18 protein-coding genes and 1 pseudogene are annotated in these 22,912 nt (G+C 56.1%); 10 read left to right on the forward strand and 9 right to left on the reverse strand.

Going from position 1 to position 22,912, the window contains the following annotated elements:
• The first annotated feature begins 9 nt into the window (after window positions 1-9).
• From GBEM_RS07375 to GBEM_RS07400, 6 genes and pseudogenes are all read left to right on the forward strand, one after another.
• Window positions 10-1,980: a (Fe-S)-binding protein gene (locus GBEM_RS07375; protein WP_012529899.1), complete on the forward strand. Its 1,971-nt coding sequence runs from the start codon at window positions 10-12 to the stop codon at window positions 1,978-1,980.
• A 13-nt stretch (window positions 1,981-1,993) separates the two neighbouring features.
• A complete protein-coding gene (locus GBEM_RS07380; RefSeq protein ID WP_012529900.1) occupies window positions 1,994-2,770 on the forward strand; it encodes an electron transfer flavoprotein subunit beta/FixA family protein in 777 nt (258 codons plus the stop codon).
• Between the two features lie 10 nt (window positions 2,771-2,780).
• Window positions 2,781-3,689: an electron transfer flavoprotein subunit alpha/FixB family protein gene (locus tag GBEM_RS07385; RefSeq protein WP_012529901.1), complete on the forward strand. Its 909-nt coding sequence runs from the start codon at window positions 2,781-2,783 to the stop codon at window positions 3,687-3,689.
• A 240-nt stretch (window positions 3,690-3,929) separates the two neighbouring features.
• Window positions 3,930-5,125, forward strand: a pseudogene (locus GBEM_RS07390) (bifunctional 3,4-dihydroxy-2-butanone-4-phosphate synthase/GTP cyclohydrolase II).
• A 35-nt stretch (window positions 5,126-5,160) separates the two neighbouring features.
• Window positions 5,161-5,367 carry a DUF6290 family protein gene (locus GBEM_RS07395; protein WP_012529902.1) on the forward strand — a complete coding sequence of 69 codons (207 nt, stop codon included), beginning with the start codon at window positions 5,161-5,163 and terminating at the stop codon, window positions 5,365-5,367.
• A gap of 275 nt (window positions 5,368-5,642) precedes the next feature.
• A complete protein-coding gene (locus GBEM_RS07400; RefSeq protein WP_012529903.1) occupies window positions 5,643-6,053 on the forward strand; it encodes a hypothetical protein in 411 nt (136 codons plus the stop codon).
• A gap of 600 nt (window positions 6,054-6,653) precedes the next feature.
• Here the strand turns inward: GBEM_RS07400 and GBEM_RS07405 are convergent.
• The 3 genes from GBEM_RS07405 to GBEM_RS07415 all read right to left on the reverse strand — a co-directional run bounded on the left by GBEM_RS07405 (window position 6,654) and on the right by GBEM_RS07415 (window position 8,593).
• The gene (locus GBEM_RS07405) at window positions 6,654-7,514 is read right to left on the reverse strand and encodes an AraC family transcriptional regulator (RefSeq protein WP_012529904.1); all 861 of its coding nucleotides are present in this window, start codon (window positions 7,512-7,514) and stop codon (window positions 6,654-6,656) included.
• A 354-nt stretch (window positions 7,515-7,868) separates the two neighbouring features.
• Window positions 7,869-8,171 (reverse strand): nucleotidyltransferase domain-containing protein, encoded by a 303-nt coding sequence (locus tag GBEM_RS07410; RefSeq protein ID WP_012529905.1) that lies wholly within the window; start codon window positions 8,169-8,171, stop codon window positions 7,869-7,871.
• Window positions 8,171-8,593 (reverse strand): nucleotidyltransferase substrate binding protein, encoded by a 423-nt coding sequence (locus tag GBEM_RS07415; protein ID WP_012529906.1) that lies wholly within the window; start codon window positions 8,591-8,593, stop codon window positions 8,171-8,173. Before GBEM_RS07415 ends, GBEM_RS07410 begins: the two co-directional genes overlap by 1 nt.
• A 446-nt stretch (window positions 8,594-9,039) precedes the next feature.
• On the opposite strand from GBEM_RS07415, the gene GBEM_RS20650 reads away from it, so the two are divergent.
• Window positions 9,040-11,007: a Nif11-like leader peptide family natural product precursor gene (locus tag GBEM_RS20650; protein ID WP_148212899.1), complete on the forward strand. Its 1,968-nt coding sequence runs from the start codon at window positions 9,040-9,042 to the stop codon at window positions 11,005-11,007.
• A 122-nt stretch (window positions 11,008-11,129) separates the two neighbouring features.
• On the opposite strand, the gene GBEM_RS07420 is transcribed toward GBEM_RS20650, so the two are convergent.
• Together GBEM_RS07420 and GBEM_RS07425 are read right to left on the reverse strand one after the other, a co-directional pair.
• Window positions 11,130-14,105, reverse strand: a complete 2,976-nt coding sequence (locus GBEM_RS07420) for a beta-propeller fold lactonase family protein (RefSeq protein ID WP_012529908.1) — start codon at window positions 14,103-14,105, stop codon at window positions 11,130-11,132.
• A gap of 66 nt (window positions 14,106-14,171) precedes the next feature.
• Window positions 14,172-15,596 carry a metallophosphoesterase family protein gene (locus GBEM_RS07425; protein ID WP_012529909.1) on the reverse strand — a complete coding sequence of 475 codons (1,425 nt, stop codon included), beginning with the start codon at window positions 15,594-15,596 and terminating at the stop codon, window positions 14,172-14,174.
• A gap of 319 nt (window positions 15,597-15,915) precedes the next feature.
• Here GBEM_RS07425 and GBEM_RS07430 point away from each other — a divergent pair, with 319 nt between their 5' ends.
• Together GBEM_RS07430 and GBEM_RS07435 are read left to right on the forward strand one after the other, a co-directional pair.
• Entirely contained in the window at window positions 15,916-16,353 is a 438-nt protein-coding gene (locus GBEM_RS07430) for a nucleoside deaminase (RefSeq protein WP_012529910.1), read from the forward strand.
• A 207-nt stretch (window positions 16,354-16,560) separates the two neighbouring features.
• Window positions 16,561-16,821, forward strand: coding sequence for a GlsB/YeaQ/YmgE family stress response membrane protein (locus GBEM_RS07435; protein ID WP_012529911.1), 261 nt, complete (start codon window positions 16,561-16,563; stop codon window positions 16,819-16,821).
• A 706-nt stretch (window positions 16,822-17,527) separates the two neighbouring features.
• Here GBEM_RS07435 and GBEM_RS07440 read toward each other — a convergent pair.
• From GBEM_RS07440 to GBEM_RS07455, 4 genes are all read right to left on the reverse strand, one after another.
• Complete coding sequence (locus GBEM_RS07440; RefSeq protein WP_012529912.1) at window positions 17,528-19,735, reverse strand: methyl-accepting chemotaxis protein; 2,208 nt, start codon at window positions 19,733-19,735, stop codon at window positions 17,528-17,530.
• A gap of 541 nt (window positions 19,736-20,276) precedes the next feature.
• Entirely contained in the window at window positions 20,277-20,786 is a 510-nt protein-coding gene (locus GBEM_RS07445) for a DUF2059 domain-containing protein (RefSeq protein ID WP_226373940.1), read from the reverse strand.
• A gap of 163 nt (window positions 20,787-20,949) precedes the next feature.
• Window positions 20,950-21,459, reverse strand: coding sequence for a DUF3592 domain-containing protein (locus tag GBEM_RS07450; RefSeq protein WP_012529915.1), 510 nt, complete (start codon window positions 21,457-21,459; stop codon window positions 20,950-20,952).
• A gap of 256 nt (window positions 21,460-21,715) precedes the next feature.
• Entirely contained in the window at window positions 21,716-21,973 is a 258-nt protein-coding gene (locus GBEM_RS07455; protein WP_012529916.1) for a hypothetical protein, read from the reverse strand.
• Between the two features lie 420 nt (window positions 21,974-22,393).
• Between GBEM_RS07455 and GBEM_RS07460 the strand changes: the two genes are divergently transcribed.
• Window positions 22,394-22,858: an NADAR family protein gene (locus tag GBEM_RS07460; protein ID WP_012529917.1), complete on the forward strand. Its 465-nt coding sequence runs from the start codon at window positions 22,394-22,396 to the stop codon at window positions 22,856-22,858.
• Window positions 22,859-22,912: the final 54 nt, after the last annotated feature.

The raw sequence follows: 22,912 nt of genomic DNA on the forward strand, positions 1-22,912 counted from the left end.
GAGGTAGTCATGCCAAGCACTCAAATCTATTTCATGCCGCTTTTCATCATCGCCCTCGTGGCCTTTTGCTTCAGCTGCTACCAGCGCCTGCAACTGGTCGCCGTCGGCACCTCCGAGGACCGTTTCGACCGGCCCGGCGAGCGGCTGGCCGGCATGTTCCGGTACGCCTTCGGTCAAGAGAGGGTCCTCGCTAGACCCTACGGCCTGAATCACTTCGCGCTCTTCTGGGCCTTCATGCTGCTCCTGGTCGCGAACGTCTCCTTCCTGGCCGAAGGGCTCTTCCCCGGGTTCACCCTCTCGGCGCTCCCGGCCCCCCTGCACCACGCCCTGGGACTCGCCTTCGACCTGGTCTCGGTGGTTGCGCTCGTCAGCGTCGCGGTAGCGCTCACTCGCCGGCTTTTCTTCGCGCCGTCCTACCTCGGTAACGATTACACCAAGGCCTGCAGCGGCGAGGCGCTCCTGATCCTCGCCTTGATCGCCACCCTGATGGTCGCCTTCTTCCTGCTGAACGCGGCGCAAATCGCTCTCGGCGCGGAGCAGACCTTGAGGCCCGTCTCCGGTGCGCTAGCGACTCTTTTGCGGGGGATGCCGCAAGCCTCGCTCGAAGCTATCGCCTCCGCCTCTTGGTGGGTGCATGCCGTGGTGCTCCTGCTGTTCATGAACCTTTTGCCCCGCAGCAAGCACATGCACATACTCACCGCCATCCCCAACTGCTACTTCCGCAACCTGGAGAAGCCCAACGTGCAGCCGCGCGAGAGCTTCGAACTCGGCAAGCGCTTCGGCGTGAGCGAGGTGGCGCAGTTCTCCTGGAAGGATCTGCTGGATTCCTTCTCCTGCACCGAATGCGGGCGCTGCCAGGACCTCTGCCCGGCCCACAACACCGGGAAGCCTTTGAACCCGCGCCGGATCATCCACGACATCAAGGTGAACCTCTTGGAGAACGGCGTCGCCAATGCCGGAAAGCAGCAGCTCCCGCTCATCGGCGAGAAGGCTGAGGGGACCAGCTGCGAGGACGCCCTTTGGTCCTGCACCACCTGCGGCGCCTGCCTGTCGGTCTGCCCGGTCCTCATCGAGCATATGCCCAAGATCGTCAAGATGCGTCGCCATCTGGTCCAGGAAAAGGCCAGGTTCCCGGAAGAGCTTTTGAACCTTTTCGAGAACATGGAGCAGCGTTCCAACCCCTGGGGCATCGCCCCCTCCGAGCGCGGCAAATGGGCGACCCTCCTGGGGGACAGGGAGTTCACGGCAGGCAAGACCGAATACCTCTTCTTCGTAGGGTGCGCCGGTTCCTTTGACAGCCGCGCCAAGCAGACCACCGTGGCCCTCGCCACCGTGCTCGACAAGGCAGGCGTCACCTGGGGCATCCTCGGCAGGGAAGAGCTCTGCTGCGGCGACAGCGTGAGGCGCCTGGGTAACGAATTCGTCTTCGACCGCATGGCGCGGGAGAACGTGGCCAAGTTCAAGGAGAAAGGGGTCACCAAGATCGTCACCCAGTGCCCGCACTGCTTCAGCACGCTCAAGAACGACTACCGTCAGTACGGTCTGGAGCTGGAGGTGCTGCACCACAGCGAGCTGATCGCAAGGCTCGTGCAGGAGGGGAAACTCCCCGCCGCCAAAGGTGTCAACCTGGGCAAGACCCTCTTCCACGACTCCTGCTACCTGGGGCGCCACAACGACACCTTCGACGCACCCCGCCAGGTGATCGAGGCAGCGACCGGTGCCGCTCCCGGGGAGTTCGAGCGCCAGAAAGAGAACGGGTTCTGCTGCGGTGCCGGCGGCGGGCGCATGTGGATGGAAGAGCAGATCGGCACGAGAATCAACCACGACCGCGTCAACGAGGCCCTGAAGCAGCAGCCCGACACCATCTGCGTCAGCTGTCCCTACTGCATGACCATGCTGGAGGACGGACTTAAGGACCAGGGCGCGGAAAAGGTGAGGGTAAAAGACATCGCAGAGGTAATGGCCGAGGCAATCAACTAGATAGGAGGCAAAAATGAAAGTTCTAGTCTGCATCAAACAGGTACCGGATATGGAATCCCGTTTCAAGGTCAACGGGAGCGGCGATTGGTACGACGAAGCCGATCTCGCCTACCGGATGAACGAGTATGACGAGTACGCGGTGGAACAGGCGGTACAGCTGAAGGAACAGCTGGGCGACGCGCCCGACGTCACCGTCCTCTCCATCGGGCCGGATCGGGTAGGGGATGCGCTCAAAAAGGCGCTGGCCATGGGGTGCGACCGCGCCGTCCACGTCCAGGACCCGGACAGCTGCCGCAAGGATCCCTGGCAGATCGCCGACATCATCGCCTCCTTCGCCAAGGGGAAAGACTTCGACGTCATCTTCACCGGCATGCAGTCCCAGGACAGGGGCTCCGCCCAGGTGGGCGTCACCGTCGCTGAGCGCTTGGGGCACAACTGCACCACCACTCTGGTCGGCTTCGGCTTTGCCGACGGCGTCATCACCGCCAAGAGGGAGCTCGAAGGCGGGTTGAAGAGCGTCGTCAAGCTTCCGCTTCCGGCCCTGGTCACCTGCCAGCTCGGCCTGAACGTGCCGCGCTACCCGACCCTTCCCAACATCATGAAGGCGAAGAAGAAGGAGTTTGTGACCGTCCCGGCTGCCGAGCTCCTGAGCGAAGAGTCGGCGGTCGCCACCGAAAAGCTCTACCCGCCGGTGAAAAGCGGCTCCGCCGTCGTGCTGGAAGGTGATCTGGCGCAGATCGCCGATCGTCTGCTGGGGATTCTCAAGGAAAAGACTACGGTCGTGAAATAGGAGGTGAGCCATGAAAGCACTGCTTATCTGTGAACAAAGGGAAGGAAAGATCCTCGACACCAGTTATGAGCTGGTGGCGTTCGCCGATCGCCTGGGCGCCGAGAAGGTCCTGGTCCTGGTCGGTAAAGAGGCGCCGAAGGTCGACGCCAAGGTATATCTTGCGGACGTCGACAAGTTCGGCGAGTACAACCCGGACCTGCACAAGCAGGTCGTACTGGAGGCGATCCATAAGGAGAATCCCGACTACGTCGTGTTCGTCCATTCCTCCTACGGCTGGGACCTGGCTCCCAGGGTTGCGGCCGCGCTCAAGGTAGGGCAGGTCTCCGAGGTCGTCAACATCGTCGACGGCAAGTTCGAGCTGACGCTTTGCAACGCGAAGCTGCGCCGCACCGTGGCCCCCAAAGGGGCACGCGCCGTCCTCACCGTCCAGGCAGGCGCCTTCAACGCCGTCGAGGCGTCGGGAAGCGCGCAGGTCGAGGCCATTGACGTCGCCGGAAGCTCCAAGCTGCAGTTCGTAGGCTACGAGCCCGCCGAGAAGAAAGACGTCGATCTGGGCCGCGCGGAGATCATCGTCAGCGCCGGTCGCGGCGTCGGCAAGAAAGAGAACGTCGCGATCATCGCCGAGTTGGCCAAGGCATTCGGCGGCGAACTGGGTGCGAGCCGTCCCGTCGTCGACGCCGGCTGGGTCGCCCACAGCCATCAGGTCGGCACCACCGGCCAGACCGTATCCCCCAAGCTGTACGTTGCCTGCGGCATCTCCGGCGCGATACAGCATCTGGCCGGCATGAAGAAATCCGACTTCATCGTCGCCATCAACAAAGACAAAGACGCCCCCATCAGCGAGGCCGCAGACGTAATGGTAGTAGCCGACGTACTGCAACTGGCCCCGGTATTGATGGAAAAGCTGCGCGCCGCGTAGCCGGAAGATATTGGCTCGGGACAATGCCTGGGACCAGCGCCGTGCGGCGGAGCGAGTGCTCAGCCCTCCGCCGCACGGCTTGCTTAGACAAAGACCAACGGCATCGCACACGGATTTAACGGATGACACGGATAAAATCGGATCAATCTTGAAACAACAAGTCTTTGCTTGATCCGCGTTAATCGCTTTCAATCCGCGTCATCCGCGTGCGAGGATTTAAAAAAAAGGGGGATAAAAGCCATGTCAGTCGCCAGCATAGCCGAGGCAATCGAGGACATCCGGGCCGGTAAGATGGTCATTCTTGTCGATGACGAGGATCGCGAGAACGAAGGCGATCTCACCATCGCCGCCCAGTGTGTAACCCCTGAGATAATCAACTTCATGGCCATGCACGGGCGCGGGCTGATCTGCTTGACCATGACCGGAGAGCGCTGCGACAGGCTGGCGCTCCCCTCAATGGTGCGCGACAACACCTCCTCCTTCGGCACCGCCTTCACCGTCTCCATCGAGGCGCGCCGCGGAGTCACCACTGGCATCTCCGCCGCCGACCGCGCCCACACCATTCTCACCGCCGTAGCCCCCGATGCCTGTGCCGAGGACCTGGCGCGGCCGGGACACATATTCCCGCTGCGCGCAAGAGAAGGAGGCGTCCTGGTCCGCTCCGGTCAGACCGAGGGCTCCGTCGACCTGGCGCGCCTGGCAGGGTTAGAGCCTGCCGGCGTCATCTGCGAGATCATGAACGATGACGGCACCATGTCCCGCATGCCCGATCTGAAGAAGTTCGCCCTGCGTCACAGGATCAAGATCTGCACCATAGCCGACCTCGTCGCCTACCGGATGCAGCACGAGTCATTGGTCCGCCGCTGCGTCGAGGTCAAACTCCCCACCCAGTTCGGCGACTTCCGCGCCGTAGGCTTTGAAAACGACGTCGACGGCCTGGAGCACATAGCCTTGGTCAAAGGCGACATAGGTGGAGACGAACCGGTCCTGGTGCGGGTCCACTCAGAGTGTCTGACCGGCGACGTCTTCGGCAGTGTCAGGTGCGACTGTGCTGACCAACTGCACCTGGCCATGCAGCAAGTACAAGCCGAGGGGAGGGGGGTAATCCTCTACATGCGGCAGGAGGGGCGCGGCATCGGCCTGACCAACAAGTTGAAGGCTTATGCGCTGCAGGATCAAGGCAAGGACACCGTCGAAGCAAACTTCGCCCTGGGGTTCAAGGCCGACATGCGGGATTACGGCATAGGCGCGCAGATCCTCTCAAATCTAGGTATAAAGAAGATCCGGCTCATGACCAACAACCCGAAGTAGGGCTCGCAGGATACGGGATCGGCATCGAAGAACGGGTGCCGTTGGAGCTGCCCCCCGGGAATGACAACGCGAGGTATTTAAAGACCAAGCGGGAGAAGATGGGGCATTTGTTGCATTTCATCTGACGCCGGGACGGAAGAACGTGCCAGTAGGAGAGCAGATGGACTACTTAGAAACCAATGACGGCCGCCAGCGGCGGCACATAATCTCGGTCCGGGTAAGCGACGAGGAGCTGGAGTATCTTACCCGTCTGCTAGAGCTTCACAACACCACCATGTCCGAGCTGATGAGGGATGCCCTCGGCTCGCCCGCCTTGCTGCGCCGCGTCAGACCCACGAGGCGCCGCCACTCTCAGCGCGCGCCCTGATCAGCAGCAACCCAGCCTAACCTCCGTCCATCCTCCCTCTCCCTCTGGGCCTTCGCCCACCGTAGGCTACGGTCCACAGGTGGGAGAGGGTCGGGGTGAGGGTAGAACCTCTAAGATTTCCTCCGTGCTCCCGCCTCTTCAGGTTGATTCGTTTTTGTCACCCCTCAGCTTGCATTGCTAGCGCTGCGTTGTATGCTCAACGGAGTTTTGAGATTGATAAATTCTAATCAATTGAAGTCCTACGCTTCGCCATGGCGGCGGAAGGGAGGTACGAGATGGGTCAGCAATTACTGCGGAACTATCGGCAAATCGGGCCAACGGCGTTTCATGCGTTCAACCAGAGGGTGGCAACTGCTTTGGCTGAAAAAACCAGGATTCCAGACTCCGTCTGGGCGGGTAACCCGGGGCTGCTCGAATCGTACCTCGCCACATCGGCAAAGCACGATGCGGTGTATCACGAGTCGATGTTGGGGAGCAAACTGGTGATTAACGAACGAGAGGTACTCCAGGCACAACTCGTCATTAAATTGGACGAGATCGCGCTGGTCATGGAGATGGCCGCTGTCCGCAATCCCGGCATCCTCGTCGCCTCCGGGTTCGATTGCAGCAAAGAAAGAAGGGGGCACCCGAGGGCCAAGACAGTTCCAACTGCCCCTGAAGCAGCCCAGGTCGAAAAAAAAGATTAATGCCCGCAACAGCCACACCCGAACTTAAAGGTCGAACTGGGGGTGCCGTCAGGCACCCCCTCAACCTCCTCACCTCCACACCTGCCTCCCTTTGCAGCCACACGTCTCTGAAGCAGACGCCTGCGCGTAACCTTCCATTTTTCCTGACTTCAAATTCATCCCCTTGCTGTATGCCTGTTACCCACCGCAATATACGAATTACATACCACGATGTGCGAATTACATACCGCGATGTGTAATTCACATACCGCGATGCATGAGATACATACCGCAGTGCATGAGTTACATACCGCGGTGCATGAATTACTTGTTGCAATGTGCTGGTTACATACCGCGGTGTATGCAATACATATTGCGATGTGCGAATTATACATCGCGCCAAGTAGTTTACAGAGAGCGATGCAAATGTTACATGCTGCGGTGTATGAATTACTGACTGCGGTATGTGGGTATCACACTGCACTGTGCGAGTAGCATAACGCGATGTGTGAATTACATACCGCGGTGCATGAGTTACTCGTTGCGATGCATGACTTACATACCGCGATGTGTAAGTTACAGATCATCGCGGACAACTTGGGGCCTGCTAAAAGGGCGTAACTACTTCAGCGGCAGGTAGATGTCTGTGACGAGCTCGTGCTCGGCCACGTCGGGCATGAGGTTCAGGTAGTGGAAGAAGAGGGGGAAGTCCCGCAGCTCTTCGCCGCTTTTCGGGAACCAGTCGCGGTAGAGCGGATAAATGCTGTCGCCTATCCGATCGTGGGAGCCCAAGTGCCGCACCACCGCGCACCGGCCACCTTGGATGACGCTGTTGAACACTCCCTGCGGGTTCTCCGGCACCTCCTGCGACACTTCACCGCAGATGTCGAAGCGGAACTCTTCCGGCTCAACCGTTGCGGGGTCGTCGTAGACGAGGCCGAAGGTGCGGGACTGCTTCACCGGTGACAGCCCGCTTTGCTTGCGCCATTCGATGAACTTAAGTGCCGAGTCATCCACCTTTTCCGGCGCGCCCCGGTGCTCCAGGACCGCAATCCGCGTCTCGGCGAACTCCACAATTTTCACGTCCATGTTTCCTCTCCTTTCGATGGTCGGCAGCCGGAAGCGCTCCCTCCATGGCTGCCATATGGGTGATTTTCTGAATTGGGAGGGGGAATGTCCGAACATCTGCTTGAAGGCGCGGGCAAACGCTTCAGGGCTGTCGAACCCGGCATCGAGGGCAATGTCGATGATGCGCTCCTCCCGGCGGTAGGCAAGCCGGTAGGAAGCGTGCTTAAGCCGCAGCAGCCGAATGTAGCCGAAGACGCCGATGCCGGTGTAGAGCGAGAATTGCCTGTGGAAGTGGAACTTGGAGAAATGCGCCACCCGGCTCAACCGTTCCACCGTTAAAGGCTCGTCCAGGTGCCGTTCGATGTAGCGTAGCACCCTGTCGAACCTTTCTGCGTATGCCTGTGCCTTGTCCATGTCCTCGCCCCTCTCTATCCGATGGTCATCCTACCCCAACTTCAAGAGAGAATCCTGACCGTAATTGCTCTGTTTCCTGTAATTATTCCGCCGATTGTCCTACGACTATTCTTCAGGTTGCAAGTGCTTATTACGAGTCAAACATAAAAAAGAGGACTTAACCGTTAGGCTAAGTCCTCTTTTAAATCGCCCGGAGCGTCGAGATTACTTCAGGCTTGTTTGTTTGATCGCGCCTTTCAGCGAGCGGGACATCGGGGTCAGGTCTGGACATTGACATATCGGATCGCTGCGTTGCCAGGTCTTGAAATATCACTTTCCTGACGAAGCACAATTGAAGACCTGACGCCGGGCGGGTCATCGTTGATAAAACACCACCCCGACCCTCTCGATATGCTCCGTAAGCTCGGCATGATTGAGTCGGGCGAATAACGAAAGGTCTATCTTGTAGGGCAACAAGAGGTCGTCCAACTCCTCGGCGATAGAGCCAAGCTCGCCACTGGTGAGGGCATCGCCGGAAAGGGTCAGGTCTATGTCGGACCCTGGCTTGAAATTGCCTTTCGCCCGCGACCCGTATAGGATCGCCTTTTCAATGGCTGGATGACGGCTTAAAACGCTGCAGATCCTTTCGATTGTGTCGTCGCTCAAGCCGTAGGGCATCAGTCGTTCTCGGTCTCTGCCAAAGCAGCGAATTTTCTCGCCATCAGCTCGAACTGCGGATAAAAGCGCGCAAGCACGTTTTCGACGATTTCCTCCGCCGTCTCAGGGTTATAGGTGTGAGAACTGAGATTGCGGGCCTTGATCATGTCCATCCAGGCAGTGCCATCGTCGATGAGTCCGTTCTTGAAAGCCTCCCGCGTTGCGTCCTTCGACCCGATCAGACCGACAATCCCTTTGTCTTCCAGGTAATCCTTCAGAACATTCCAGGTAAGTTCATGGGTGAACTCGAAGCCGTGTACCATCCCCTGTTCTTCCAGTTTGGTCAGTGGGCGCTCTTGCGCCAGTTGCACTGCCTCTGTCAAAGTATTCAGCGCTCTTACATAGTTGCAGAAGCGCTGTTTCCAGCGGATATCTGCAGGCACGGTAGGCTCCTTTCACACACGACGCCTCGTCTCAAGGCTCGGAATTGCCAGCATAAAGAAAAAGCCCTTGGGTTGACCAAAGGCTCTTTTCCATTTCGACTTTTGTAAAACATCTCCAAGATCAAGTCAATGTCTAAAAACTTGCTTCATGTTCCTGATGACTTCTCTGAGCGTGTGGGATAAAGGCGCGGAGGGTCTTGTGTCTTGGCTTTTGTCCTGAGTGGAAAGGTGGCCATGCTGCACGAGGCCCGACGACTCCGCCGATGGCCCTGCGACATTCTCCGGGGTTGACAAGCGCGTCTTACATTACATAGTTGTGTGATTGTTAATTTATTCCAATGGGTCGGTGCGCCATGTCACAGCAGGAGCTGGACGATCTTTCCCCAGTAGCCTGCCTTCTGTCTTGTAGCAGGGTTCGAGGGAGGAATACACCTATGGAGGATGAAATGAGAAAGAAAATATCGATGTTGTGTGTCATCTTGGTTGCTTTTGTAGCTAACGCTGCTTATTCGGCGGAAGGTGACCGTTGCAGCCCACAGATCGCGAACAACGCCGCGGCAGCCAGTGTGTGTGGCCCCGTTTGCGAGAAATACGGATTGGTCTTTGCTGGGAACTGGAGCAATGATCCCCATCACCCACCTGTCAAAGCGTGCATCGACAAGGGCGAAGGTGAAGCCGTCTGCGGATGTGCGGCCACCAATGATGTGGAGATTTCCCCCACCGTTCAAACCGTCGATACGGCCACACAACTACAAATACCAATCGGGATGAAGAAGACCTGCTTACAAGGACCCGACAGCTTATACGCTAGTCAAACCTGTCCCGTCGTTAATGCCAACGGTTTAGATTTTTGGGCATTAAGCTATGTCGATAATAGGGTAGGGATGGCCATAGTTGCGTATGACTCCGCCGGTAAGGTGGTTGGCCTTATTGAAAAAACCGGTGCTCGTTATATTTGGGATATTGCAGTAGATGCCACGAAGGAAACTATCTCTTTCCGAGGGCAAGCCAACAAGGTCGTTTCGTTGAAGTGGAGCGATTTATTCATTCCTCAAATGGCTAAGGGAAATACTACAGCGAACTATGTTATCTGGCCTACGAGTACCAGTGGGCAGGCCTCATGGACAAACGGGGTACAAAATTATGGAACCGCCGCTCCATTCGGTAGCGGCGCAAATCAACTCCTTGACCCTTACATTGAGCATAGTGCCGGCAAACAGCTTTGCGCCGATAAAAAGCAACCCTGGTCTGTATATACCTACGCCACTATTGGCTCTCCGTACTCAACGGTCACTTGTATTCTGCCTCCAGTTCCGGGCCAACCCACGTATAACCCCGCTATGAATGCACTTTTGGACGCTGCTGTAAATGATCACAGCTTAATGGCCGCTTTGGCCTCCGCCGTATCCGATGCTCAGCTGATTGCAGCAGCGGCCAGCAAGGGTTATAAAATCACCGAGGCAGATATTGCGCAAAGCAGAGGCCCAGTAGCATCGTCATCGTCTACAGTTAAGCGATCACTTTCGGCCGGCTCTGCTAGCTGTGGCGGTAGTGGGCAGGAGCCATGTTCTCAATGCACCCAAGAAACTTGCGTTTACTGGCCCTTCAATTTCTGCTGCATTAAAGAATATTGCGAGTGCGTGCAGTCGAGCTATTCCTGCAATGCCGGACTATCGATTAATCCAAGCGGCATCTGCACAGCTCCCAGAACTTGTCTCCCTAACCAGATATGCAAGGATTTTGTTGTTTTTTTGGAATACAACGATAACGGAACTAAAGATAATCGCGTATGCGAACAATGGCTTTCATACCCAAACTGTGCAAAAGGCATCCCCAACGCCGCTTTGTCAGCATATGAAATTGTATTTAACAAAGGAAAAGCTTATTACAAGTCAACCAATACATTGGTGAATACTTGGACAGGTAGCCCCAGTAGGGAAACATTATATGTCATTGATGCCAGAGACAATAAAATTTACTTAGTAAACGTCGACGGGCGTTACATTCAGGTACGGGGATCAGCTAATTGCATCGGTCAAACTATTCCCGAAGGCGATTCTACAGCTGCCTGCGCCAAGCCAAGGCTAACCACGCACGCTGGTATATTGATGGGGTCTATTGCCGGGTTGCCGTCTCCAAACTCAGAGCCTGGGTCAACGGTTCAACAGACAATCAAGGTCATCGGCGCTGGTACTATTCAAGTGATCAATGGCGATATTCAATGGATTACAAACGACAGCGGGCACTTCAAGCCATCGCAGGATAATTTGAAAAACAGTATAGCCGCGTTTAAGGCCGCGGGGTTTCCAAACTTTCCGCCGTTGGGTGATTGTACTTACAGCTTTCAACCCGTTGCAGGCAAGGACGGGGTTTATCGCCAGAACGCGGTTGATGTCAGTCATTGCGAGTTGTAAATTCTCCTGAGCAGTCCCCCTGCGTGGCCGGAGTGGGGGGCCACCACTTTCACTCTTGAATATGAAGAAGAGGACTTAGCCGTTCGGCTAAGTCCTCTTTTAAATCGCCCGGAGCGTCGAGATTACTTCAGGCTTGTTTGTTTGATCGCGCCTTTCAACGAGCGATCGTAGCGCGCCAGCAGTTCCTTGCGGTTCCCGCGCAGATTCTTGCCGCTGCGCTCAATGGGATACGGCTTGTCGCCCATCAGACCTTTCCACAGGATGCGATTGTAGGCGGCGAAATCGAACTGGTCTTCAGTGGCGAAGTTCATTCCCTTGGTAACCTTCGCCCAGTATTTGGCGTCTCGCGTCGATTTCGGGATGTCGAGGCGGGCCAATTTGTTGGCCGACTTGTCTAGGAACGGCGGCAGCGTCGTGCCGTTGAGAATCTGTGCCGGAACGGCCGTAAAGCTCCATGGGTTCGGCGTGGTGGTGAAGATGTCTGCCATCGGCCTTGCCAGCGCGTCGTTCAGGTTCATCGGCAGAAGCCCCAGGACCTCTTCGATGGTGCGAAGGAAGTTGACGCTGTTGTACTGCGAAGAAACAACCTGCCCTTGCTTCACATAAGCACCCGCGACAAATGCGATGGTGCGGTGCGAATCCATGTGGTCCCCACCATCCTGCGCGTCGTCCTCGATTACGAAGATCAGGGTGTTGTCCTTGTATTTCGGGCTTTTGGAAATCTTCTCCACCAAAAGGCCGACAGCATAGTCGTTGTCCGCTTGCTGTAACTCGGGCGTGTTCACCCCTTCAATCGCGGTATTGTAATTCCCGGTGTGATCGTGCATGAAACGAACCAGGCTCAACGTAGGCAGGCCGTCGTTGGCCTCATAAAGGTCGAACTCTCTCTCCCATTCCTTGAAACGATAGTAATCCGGATACGCGTTGTCGAACCCCCGGAAGTACCGGTCCGTGAGTGTTGTCAGGGAGGGGCTCGTAGGAAAGGCGACGGTCAGGCTTTTCGAGAACGGGTTCGGATCCAAGGGGACAAAGTTCGGGTCGCTTTGGGGGATGTTGTAACGCGTTGTGTCCACGAAGAAGCCGTAGTTGCGTATAGTGAGACCTTTCCTTAGTGCGGCGTCCCAGAGATACCCCTTGTCCGCCTCATAAGTCGGTGGCGGACCATCGGGTGCAGCCGAGTTGTTTTGTCCCGGCAGCAGGTCTTGATCGTCCGGCGTGAGGGGGTTGAAAGCCTTGCGGGTGGCAAGGTCCTGGGCGATGTTCACACTGCGGTTCGCGCCTTCGGTGTCCAGGCCCAGGCCGCGCCCTGCGTAGGTGACCGAAACCGTGTGCTCCACTACGTCGGGCGCCCGCCCTGCAGTGGTCCAGCACCAGCCGTCGTTGCTCACTTCCGCAGTTGCATAGAAGTTGTCGAGGGTAACGAACTGTCGCGCCAGATTGTGTTGATTGGGCGTGTAACGCCTGCCGAACTGCGCCAAATCGGGGTCGCCGTTACCGACTTCCAGATCGCCCAGAACCTGGTCGTAGGTGCGGTTCTCCTTGATGATGAAAATGACGTGTTTGACCTTGTCCCGTACAGCCGCCATGGTCGCCATATCGTTGCCGCTGTCGGTGTAGGAGAAACGGTTGTTCGATGCTACCTGTGCAGTCAAGGTTGCGATCTGTGCCGAGGTGGGGCGCGGGAAGCTCTGCAGTCCGGCCCTGGTCCGCTGGGGATTGTACTGGTTCGTCAAGAAACCGTTAGGGTACGAGGGGGGGCCGTTACTGTAACGGAAGCTGGGATTCGCGCCGGTCGCAGATTTTCCGTTGACCACGTACACCCAGTTCCCGTCGCTGCTGAAGCTAACCGAATTCGGATACCATCCCGTCGGGATCAGACCGGTAACCTGGCTGCCGCCGTTCGCTCCACCCAACGTCACGACCGCGACGCAGTTCAGGTTTCCGTTTGTCACGTAGAGTTGTTTTTCATCGGGCGAGAGCGTGGCGCTGTTGGAGTTCGCTCCCCTGAATTTCGCCAGCGAGTCGGGCATGGCCGAAGGAGGGGCGATGACCTGGATGGTTTCCACTATCGTGTTCGTTGCGGTGTTGATGACATCGACCGTATCGGTCTGATCCTCGACCAGGTACAGAAGCGACTGGTCTTTGTTCAGGGTCATTTTGTTGGGTTTGCCTTTTACGGCGATCCGCGCCGTTACCGACGGCGCGCCGTTGAGGTCCACCACAACCACCTCGCGGTCACGGATGCTCGATACAAAGGCTTTCGCGGTACCATTCGTCTCGCTCCCCTTTACCGCCACCCAGAAAGGATATTCGCCGCCTGCCGTCCCAGATGTTCCGCCGCTCTTGCCGGGGCGCAGGTCGCGTTCGATTCCTGCGGACCAGTGATTCAAGCCCCCCCTGAAGATCGTTATCGAGTCGTTATAGAAATTCGCCGCCACCAGTGTCTTGCCGTCGTTCGATATGGCGAGGCCGGCAGCGCAAGGTTTCACCGCAATCTGGGTGTTGACGCTCACCGCTCCTCCCGGCGCAGGCTGCGATACGCCAAGACCGTTGCCCGCCGGGTGCATCATGGAAAGTGGCGATGACGTTTCCCCCCATTTCCCGTCGCTGATCATGGTGAAAATGTGGATATTGTCGTTCACGCCGCCAGCTACGTAAAAGGCCTTGCCTGACGGATCGAAGACGATCCCGTGGAAGGTGTTCGGGACCTGTACCACCTGTTTCTTGATCGGCCTCCCTGTCGAGATGTCGTAGATGAACACGTACTCGTTCGAGTCCGGGGTGTACCAAGGATAGGGAGTGCTGGGAGTCGCGGTGAAGACGCGGTTGTAGCCGCTTGTCAGGACCAGCATGGTCTTACTGTCGGGGCTCACCACCGTACTGACTGCGTAGCCTGCGAGCCAGTCCGGTTTGTCCGACAGGCCAGGGTTCAACGTCTCGAAGGTGGACAACGGGGTCGCGAGCGGCGTGATTTTTTGGTTCATGTTTATCAAGAGCTGCGAGGAATCGCCGTCACCGCCACCGCCACCGCCAGTGCAACCACCCAGAAAGATAACCGTAGTGAAAAAGATCAGACCCAGCCATTGAATGCCTCGCATGAGTTCTCCTTGTTTAAATGGACCGCGGGAAATTATGAAGCGTATGGATTTTGCCGGTTAAGGGCGTCAGAAGGCATTCACGCATTCGACGACTTCCCGCTGGTCGATATGGCCCGTACCGCACCAGTAGACCGGCCAGGTTTTATCGGTGATGGGATCCGCGAGGCCGCCGATGGGAGCCGCATAATTGTGTCCGGAGAAATAATATCCCCGGTAAAGCTGCTGCTTTGAATTGTCGGAGCGGAGCAGGGGGGACAGTTGGGACATGGAATCGTTGAGGTACCCCTGCATCAGATACGCGGTCGAGAAGGTGTAGTAGCTGTCGAACTGTCCAGGCATGGTGGCGAGATCGTAGTTCAGGGCCCTATAGTCGGTGGCCTTCCATGTCTCACGGGAAACGGTGAAGATCTTGTACGCGGGGTTGTCGCCGAAATAGGGAGCGATGCTGGGTGTGGTGACCCCCACGGTATTCGGCGCGATGATCCTGTATTCGTCCATATGGGTATGCGCCACAAGCGTCTGGGTTATCAGGCCCGGGTACTTGGCCAGTACCCGCAGGAAATCGTCCTGAAAACCCGGGTCCCACAGCATCACCGCAGTGGCGATGTGACCGTCGGCACCGACGGTTTGCGCCGTCGAAGATTTGTCCGCGCCGGGCGGCACGTGCATCAGGAGCCACACCTTCCTCCCCGTGGCCTGGGCCAGGGCAAGCGTGGTATCGAGCCAGGCTAATTCCGCCGCTACGGCAGGGGCATTGGCGGTGGTACTGAAATAGGCGTTGGAGGGTGAAAACTCGAAGGTGTTGAGTCCTATCACCATCAGGTTCGTTCCGGGGGGCTGTGCCGCATAGTATCCCCCCCCTTTGAACGAATCGATGAATGTCCGGTGGTCCACCGTGCCGTTCACGAACTGCGTGTAAAACAATTCGGCCGAATTGGCCAGAAAGCTGCTGTCCGGTCCCAGTCCCGTGTAGGAGTCGGCATTGCCCAGGGCAAAAAGGACCGGGGTGTCTCCGACAGCCGCTTTCACCTGTAGCATGAAAAAAGCCACCGCCTTGTCCGTGAAAGCCTTCATGGCTGCGATGTCCGCGGCGGTCGGAGTATGTGCGTTTGGCGGATCGTAGAGGCCGTAGAACTGTTGCGGGAGGTAATGCCCCAGGATGTCTCCGGTAAAGACGACAAACGGGCTGTCGCCTCGATTCTGCTTTATGCTGGAGAGCGCAAGAGCAAGCAGGGGGTAATTGGAATCGGCTCCCCATGCCGAAGGAGCGGTTATGGCCGAGGTCCGGAAGATGCCTTCCCATTGGCTGGCATCGGCTGCGACGAGAGCCGGAAAGAGAGACGGATCATAAAACGGATTGAAATGGACATCGCTGAACACGACAACATTACTGGTAGAACCATTACTGCTGTCGCTGCAGCCAGTCATAAAAACTGAAACCAGCAGGACGTAACTCCCCAAAAGAAACCTGACCGCTTTGTTCCGCATCATCGGGCACCCCTTTACCTCATTTGATGTGAGCTTTGCCAAGCTGATTCAGTGACTTCTCTCGTCTGCACTATTCAATTCGGTAATATGAATGCTGCAATAAAGCGGATTTTTATTATAGTATTTTAATGCTCGCAGCCTAGGGATGCCGGATTCTGTCTAAAAGCCTGCGCGATTGGAATGAGACATGGGGGCGAGCCTTTATCGTGGTGCCTTGTAGGCACAGTGAAAAAGTTAGCTGCCTTGCCTTCAGAAACCCTTCCCTCTCCCGAAAAGGTGAGGAAGGGCGCGCTGAAATATCTTTAATTGGGAAGGGGGGAGAATGGACATCTATATGCAGTCAGCCATTGAAGAGGCAAAAAAAGGACTTGGGGAAGGGGGTATTCCGATCGGATCGGTGCTTGTGCATAAAGGGCTCATCCTTGGGCGAGGACACAACCGGCGTGTGCAAAAGGGCAGTTCGATTCTTCACGGAGAAATGGACGCGCTGGAAAACGCCGGACGGCTACCGGCGCAGGTCTACCGGGAATCGGTGCTCTATACGACCCTGTCCCCCTGCTCCATGTGCAGTGGAGCAATCCTTTTGTATGGGATTCCGCGAGTTGTTATTGGTGAAAACAGCACGTTCACAGGAGAGGAAGAGTTGCTCCGCTCTCATGGTGTGCAGGTCGATGTGCTGCAGGATCAGGAATGCATCAGCCTGATGCGCACTTTTATCGAGGAAAAACCTGAGCTGTGGAACGAGGATATCGGGGTGTAGTGGCATAAGGTGAATATGGCAAGGCAGGACTGGACAATGGCCTTCCTCTGACACTCCCCAATCTGACTTCCACAAACGTCTTTCCTCTTCTTTTCTGCCGGCGCGAGGATTACAATATTCTTAAGCACCGATGAGACGATCGCGGCGACAACAGAAGATGGAGAAGAGAGGTTCCCCAGGAAGCGCGAAGCGCGCGGGAGGTGAACAATGGGAATTTTAACTTGGATAATATTAGGTCTGGTGGTTGGTGCACTTGCGAAGTTGTTGATGCCCGGCGATGATCCGGGAGGGATCTTCATAACGATCCTGCTCGGTATCGCTGGGGCATTCCTGGGCGGGATGATAGGCACGACGCTCGGGATAGGGTCGGTAACAGGGTTCAACATGTTGAGCATTTTGTTGGCCATCGTGGGCGCGATTATTCTCCTGGTCCTCTATCGAGTCATCAGGAGGCCGCACCGCGGCTAAAACTTGGTATTGAAATGCATGCAGGCTACTTTTCCAGTTGTTTTCCCGGCTGGTAAAGTAGCCTGCTTTGTTTTATCTGTTTTTAGGAGGGGGAGAGGGGGCCATAAGTGTGGCGCTCACTGACATCGACAGGGAGATGAGCAAGAATTAAGACCCCCAGGTCGTGACCCATATCTGTCTCGCTATAGTGGCGAGAGGTTGAGGAGTATCGGCGCTCACTTCGGGTTTGAAGATTCTGCAGTGGTGAAGGCAAGCACGAGACTAGAAACAACAGCGAAACAACCGTCCACGAAAAGGTCAAAGAGATTCTGCAATCCCCTCGGTTGTCCAGGTCCAGACCAGACCCCTCAGCCCCCCTCAGCCCCTCTCGCTATAGTGGCGAGAGGTTGAGGAGTATCGGCGCTCACTTCGGGTTTGGAGATTCTGCAGTGGTGAAGGCAAGCACGAGACTAGAAACAACAGCGAAACAACCGTCCACGAAAAGGTCAAAGAGGTTCTGCAATCCTCTCGGTTGTCCAGGTCCTGACCTGACCCCTCAGCCCCTCTTCCTTAGTCCTTAGTCCCTGATAATCAGCGCACCTCAGCGCACCTCAGCGCATGAAACGCAAGAAGGCCTCCCAGGGGGGGAGGCCTTCTGAACTGGCATTTCTTAGCCAAGGGCTGTCTTTAACCTGGCCTGAATGAGAAGTGTCCTGATCCGTGTCGATCAGTAACGCTCGTACTCCGCGTCGGTCGGGTGCATTTCCAAGGCAGCACCCGCTGGGCCGGCATGGGTCAAGCGAGGGCTTTGGGCCCGAGGTGCTTTTGGGGCCGCAGGCTTTGAGCCCGCCTTTACGTTCTGCTTCAACGAACCCGCCGTGCGATCTGCACCGATGTTGAAGAAGCCGATGGTGCTTTGCAGTTGCTCGGACTGGGAGGAAAGCTCCTCGGCGGTGGACGACATCTCTTCGGCTGCTGAGGCGTTTTGTTGGATCACCAGGTCGAGCTGCTGGATCGCCTTGTTGATCTGTTCGGCTCCGCTGTCCTGCTCCCGGCACGCGGCGGAGATCTCCTGGACCAGTTCGGCCGTGCGCTGGATGTCCGGGAGCATCCTGCTCAGCATATCTCCTGCCTTTTCCGCGATCTGGACGCTGGAGGAGGAGCGCTCCGATATCTCGGCGGCGGCTTTCTGGGAGCGCTCAGCCAGCTTTCTCACTTCGCTTGCCACAACGGCGAACCCTTTGCCGTGCTCGCCCGCCCGTGCCGCTTCTATGGCGGCGTTCAAGGCGAGAAGGTTGGTCTGCCTGGCGATCTCTTCGATAATGGAGATTTTACCGGCAATATCCTTCATCGCCGTCACCGTCTCGGCGACGGCCTCCCCACCCTGCTGTGCGTCCGTTGCGGACTTGGTCGCGATCTTCTCGGTCTGCAGGGCGTTGTCCGCGTTCTGCCTGACGTTGGCGGTCATCTGCTCCATTGCTGCGGACGCCTCTTCGGCGGCGGCAGCCTGTTCGCTGGCGCCTTGGGAGAGCTCTTCGGAACCTGACGACATCTGCCGGCTTCCGGCGGCCACGTTATCGGAGGCGGTCTTCACCTGGGTCACCACCTCGGAAAGCTTGGCAACCATGCTCGAAAGGGCGTGCATCAGCTCGTCGCTGCCGGAGCGCTCCGCGAGTTGTACGGTAAGGTTTCCGTCCGCAACCTCCTTCGCTGCGATCGTGATGCTGTTGGTCGCCTGGATCAGCACATTCAGGTTGTGCTTGATCGAGTTGAAGTCTCCCCGGTACTCTTCGGTTATTTCGGGAGGCATGTCCCCTTTGGAGATCCGGTCCACGTACTCGGCGGCCATGTTCAGGGGGCCGATAACCGCGTCCAGCGTGTTGTTCACGCCATCCACGACCTTCCGGAAGTCCCCGCTATGCCTGGTGGCATCGGCACGCGTGGCGAGTCTCCCGGCGACCGCGGCCTCGGCGAGCAGGTTTGCATCGGTGACCAGTGCGTTCACGTTGTCGATGCAGTTGTTGAGGTTGAGTTTTATCTCGTTGAAGTCACCCTTGTAGTCGTCGGTTATCTTGGCGGGAATGTCCCCCTTGGAGATCCGGTCCACGTACTCGGCCGCCATGTTCAGTGGCCCTATCACCGCGTCCATCGTCTGGTTCAGTCCGACGATGATCCCGCGGAACTCGAAATCTATCTTATCCGCATTGCCGCGGCTGGCGAGATTTCCGCTCACCGCCGCCTCGGTGAGTCCTTCCGTCTCCTTAATCAGCGATTTCAGGATATTTCCGATCTTTCTGGAGAGATAGAGGGTGGTGCCTACGCCGATCACCAGGATCACAGCCACCAAAATGACCAGTAACTTCACTATTTTCTGCAGTTTTTGACCGATGGTCGCTTTGATGCCGTCCAGACGGGCATACCCGTCCGTGGCAAAGTCCGACGCTTGGCCTTCCATCTTGTGGGTGGCATCCTTGTACTGGCTGATTGCGGCGTTACCTTGTGCAGGGGTACGGATCTCGCCTTTCGCCATCGCTTCATGCACCTTGAGGAGGCCGTCTCGGTAGGTGGCCGCTTCGGTTCTGATCGCCTTTACAACTTGCCGGTCCTTCGGCCCGGTGGCGGCCTGCTCCAGGGTCTTCAGTCGCTGCTGAAGATTTTCCTCCTGCCCTTGCCATTTTTTGAAGTACTCATCGACTTTTTCGGGGGAGGCGACATTGAGTATCATGTCCTTCTCAAAACGGCGCAGCCCCAGTATGTTGGCGCGTGCCCGCCCGGCATGCTGGGCTATCACCCCGTCACTGTCGAGGGCTTTGACGACTTCATGGTCGACACTGGTAATGCCCCAATAGGCCGTTGCCGCCAAAGCAATCATCAGCAGCAGTAACGCGCCGAACGCCAAACTCACTCTCTGCCCGATTTTCAATTTGCCGAACATGTGTGGTCTCCCTTTTTCTTGGTGTCTTACCCCCGCACTTAGCTGACAACGGTATGCATCGACTGAAGAATATTTAGCTCCCGAATCATCCAGGTGGCCCTCCTTCACGCAGACCGTTACGGTCATCTGCGACTGGACGGCGCTTCGCAGGTGGATCACGAGGAGCATTCGATCTGCCGGAAAGGTACGAGGAGGTTATGTTCTTTTCGACGCAAGACTGGGGGAGTTAAGCCGTTTTAGTCAGAATTGGATGATTATAATGCTCATTGAGTCAGGTTTACGTCACCGTTTCGTCTCGCGGGATGCTCATTTCTGGAGGGCGGCATCAAGGGAAGGCACCGGGTCTGGACCTGAGAGACCGGAGGTGGCCGGAGTGGATACAACATAGGCCCTTGGCTGACGCCAAGAGCCTATGTGTTGAGTGGCGCGACATCGTGGACACAAAAAAGTGCCACCACATCGTAGACAAAGTTCTCTGACAATCGAATAGCCATCGCGTAATCCTATGGACACCGAAACTATGTGGACCCTCCCAGCTCGGTCATTTCTCCTCTTCTGTATCTGCAACTTCACGATTGGCCTTTGAGATTGCTTTGAGCATTTCGGCTTGAATGGATGGCATCACGTCTGCCATATATGCTCCAAACTTCTTCATAGACGACTTCCCTTCCACTGAACCGTAGAAGTCTGCGAGGGCTTTCAGTTCGTCAGCAGTAAAATGCTTCACCATTGTGTCTTTCATTGTCTTGGTGAGGGCTTCGATATCCAGATGTTTCGTCATCAAGTCCTTGAACGCCTGCCGCTCTGACGGGTCAAAGTTCATGGCCATCTGCTCGGCTGCATCCTGAAGCAGATCTTTTGGCGGGGTCACCTCCAGGTATCGTTCCGCTTGGGTCAGCCTGTTCAAAGAGGTGTCTTCAAGCGCAAATGCCACGGAAACCATCAAAAGCACCAGCACAATTGTGAAAGACGCAATTTTCATCTGTATCTCCTTTTTCAGTGGGGGGAGGGCGGCGGCACCTGCAACGCGGGCCGCTATTTTTTCAGCCAACTGATCACCGGCTCAACCCAAACGTTCATCGGCTTGAAAAACAGCTGATGGCCTGCAGCGCTTTCCAAAGCTATTTCCTTGCTGGTAATGCCTTGTTTAGCCTGGGATAAGGTGTCACTGCAACTGCAAGAGCAAAAAGTTGCTCCACCTCGCACCGTCATGGTTAACTGGTTGCTTTATTAAGGCCTTGCATCCTGATTATGGCTCTGTCTAAATATTTAAAACTGAGCAGAGCTAAAAGAACTAGTGAACCTAACCACATCCACTCAATACCAAGCTTTGGCTCGACAATAACCGAGAATTCGGGGTGTTTCGGATCGTACCAAACCCGGATCTGCGGTGAGCTTGTTAGATCCGATATGAGCTTCTTTACTTTGTCCTCGGAAAAAGTAGCGTACGAATTCCCATTAAGGGTGAAAATGTGTCCTTTGTACTCCTTGCCCTGGACCATGTAACGGTACCGTACTCTGACGTTGACTGTGTTTCCTTTACTAGTGCCGACGCGTCCAATCGTGTAGGAGATGTCTTTACTGCCATTGGTGTCGTCAGCCAACTCTCCATTGACGTACTGCATCCTCATCGAGACCTGAATCCTTACGATGGTTGTCACCGCAACTATCAGTGCAAGGATAGTAAAGAATGTCCCAACTATTTTCCCGGGTCCCAGAACCATATCATTTCCTTTAATCAGATCTCAGCAAGAGGGAATCCATCGGTTTCGCAGCAATCTCCTGTAAACGCAGATGCTGTGCCAATTTAAATTAAAGAGATCTTGCGATCAAGCTAATTTTTGTCGAGTGCTGGTGGTCCGCTTAAGACAGTGGCGGGTTCTGTAACTGGGGAGCGCGTGGGAGAAGCGTCGTAGCGTGGCGAGATGTCAAATGGCGGGCGCTGCGGGGGAGGGAGGGATGGTTGTGCGGTCAGAATAGTTAGGTCCTTCGCTTAATCCGGCGAGCAAAGGTCTTGTCACTTTTCATTTTGGTATAGAAACTATCAGACGACATCGCTAGGCCTTTATCAAGCAAGAAATTATAGTAACCTTCTTCGTCTTCTCCTTCTATATGCACGCGGTACTGCTGGAACAGATTTTTTGAAGTAGTAAGCTTCTCCACTTGGCAAGTGGAGTAACGTTTGCAAAGCTCAACGAGTTCTTCAGGACCTAGAAGCAAGGTATCGGTTATGCTCACAGGTCTCCTCCCTCAATCACTTCCCGCCCCCGGGACTGTTGCCTTTCTCACTTCCAGGCAACACCCCAAACGTTAAAGATTGGCTATATCTAATTTAACCGAAGATTTCATTTGTGAAACGCAGGAGTTCTCTGAGATCAGGTAAGAGTTTTGCTGTATTTAAGCGGGCTTTAGGCGGAGATACTTCAGGGGGTTGTAGATGGCGGGCATTGGAGGTGGGGAGGTGAGGGGGTAACGAGGGAAAAGGTGGGAGACGCAGGTGGCTTGGCAGATTGTTGATGGAATCGATTTGAGAAAATGCCTGTTTTTTGCAATACTGCGGCGTGCTGTCGCTAAGGCAGGTTATGCGCCGGATCGACCAACTGGCAGATGCTCCATGTTTTCTGTCAATTTCATATTCCAGCAAGTACGAGGTGAGTTATGGATGTCGGTGGCTATACGACGGGCATTGCCGGAAGACTGTCGAATTTCACTCCACGTGCGTTTGTCCTGGATGGTTTCCATTGTGCATGCCTGGAGGGAGCGCTTCAGGCATTTAAGTTCGATGATCCGGAGATGCAAAAGCGGATCTGCATGATGTCCGGCAAAGAAGCCAAGACTATTGGGCAAACCAGAAATGAAGCATGGCAAAGCTGTCAAACACTTTGGTGGCAAGGCAAGGCTTACGATCGTCTCTCGCCGGAATACCAGCAACTACTCGACAGGTTGTATGAGGCTGCCTTGTTGTCAGCTGATTTCGCCGACGATCTTTTGGCTACCGGCGACGAAGTCTTGTCTCACAGCATTGGGGAGCATGACCCCAGGAAAACAGTTTTAACCGAGGAAGAGTTTTGCAGCCGTCTCATGGCCAATCGCTCCAAAGTTAAAAAAGCAAGAGAGGCGTAGCGGCTGCTCGTCATGAGAAAGCCGACAGCACGGCCGTTTCTTGCGCAGCGCGTT

The sequence above is a fragment of the Citrifermentans bemidjiense Bem genome, assembly GCF_000020725.1.
In the GTDB taxonomy this organism is placed as follows: Bacteria; Desulfobacterota; Desulfuromonadia; order Geobacterales; family Geobacteraceae; genus Geomonas; species Geomonas bemidjiensis.

What these genes read in the sequence shown, in the direction of transcription:
- GBEM_RS07420 (WP_012529908.1), bottom strand. Translation starts at nt 14,105, where the DNA reads ATGCGAGGCATTCAATGGCTGGGTCTGATCTTTTTCACTACGGTTATC.
- GBEM_RS07375 (WP_012529899.1), top strand. Translation starts at nt 10, where the DNA reads ATGCCAAGCACTCAAATCTATTTCATGCCGCTTTTCATCATCGCCCTC.
- GBEM_RS07410 (WP_012529905.1), bottom strand. Translation starts at nt 8,171, where the DNA reads ATGCCCTACGGCTTGAGCGACGACACAATCGAAAGGATCTGCAGCGTT.
- GBEM_RS07440 (WP_012529912.1), bottom strand. Translation starts at nt 19,735, where the DNA reads ATGTTCGGCAAATTGAAAATCGGGCAGAGAGTGAGTTTGGCGTTCGGC.
- GBEM_RS07460 (WP_012529917.1), top strand. Translation starts at nt 22,394, where the DNA reads ATGGATGTCGGTGGCTATACGACGGGCATTGCCGGAAGACTGTCGAAT.
- GBEM_RS07380 (WP_012529900.1), top strand. Translation starts at nt 1,994, where the DNA reads ATGAAAGTTCTAGTCTGCATCAAACAGGTACCGGATATGGAATCCCGT.
- GBEM_RS07450 (WP_012529915.1), bottom strand. Translation starts at nt 21,459, where the DNA reads ATGGTTCTGGGACCCGGGAAAATAGTTGGGACATTCTTTACTATCCTT.
- GBEM_RS07405 (WP_012529904.1), bottom strand. Translation starts at nt 7,514, where the DNA reads ATGGACAAGGCACAGGCATACGCAGAAAGGTTCGACAGGGTGCTACGC.
- GBEM_RS07400 (WP_012529903.1), top strand. Translation starts at nt 5,643, where the DNA reads ATGGGTCAGCAATTACTGCGGAACTATCGGCAAATCGGGCCAACGGCG.
- GBEM_RS07435 (WP_012529911.1), top strand. Translation starts at nt 16,561, where the DNA reads ATGGGAATTTTAACTTGGATAATATTAGGTCTGGTGGTTGGTGCACTT.
- GBEM_RS07395 (WP_012529902.1), top strand. Translation starts at nt 5,161, where the DNA reads ATGGACTACTTAGAAACCAATGACGGCCGCCAGCGGCGGCACATAATC.
- GBEM_RS20650 (WP_148212899.1), top strand. Translation starts at nt 9,040, where the DNA reads ATGAGAAAGAAAATATCGATGTTGTGTGTCATCTTGGTTGCTTTTGTA.
- GBEM_RS07430 (WP_012529910.1), top strand. Translation starts at nt 15,916, where the DNA reads ATGGACATCTATATGCAGTCAGCCATTGAAGAGGCAAAAAAAGGACTT.
- GBEM_RS07425 (WP_012529909.1), bottom strand. Translation starts at nt 15,596, where the DNA reads ATGATGCGGAACAAAGCGGTCAGGTTTCTTTTGGGGAGTTACGTCCTG.
- GBEM_RS07385 (WP_012529901.1), top strand. Translation starts at nt 2,781, where the DNA reads ATGAAAGCACTGCTTATCTGTGAACAAAGGGAAGGAAAGATCCTCGAC.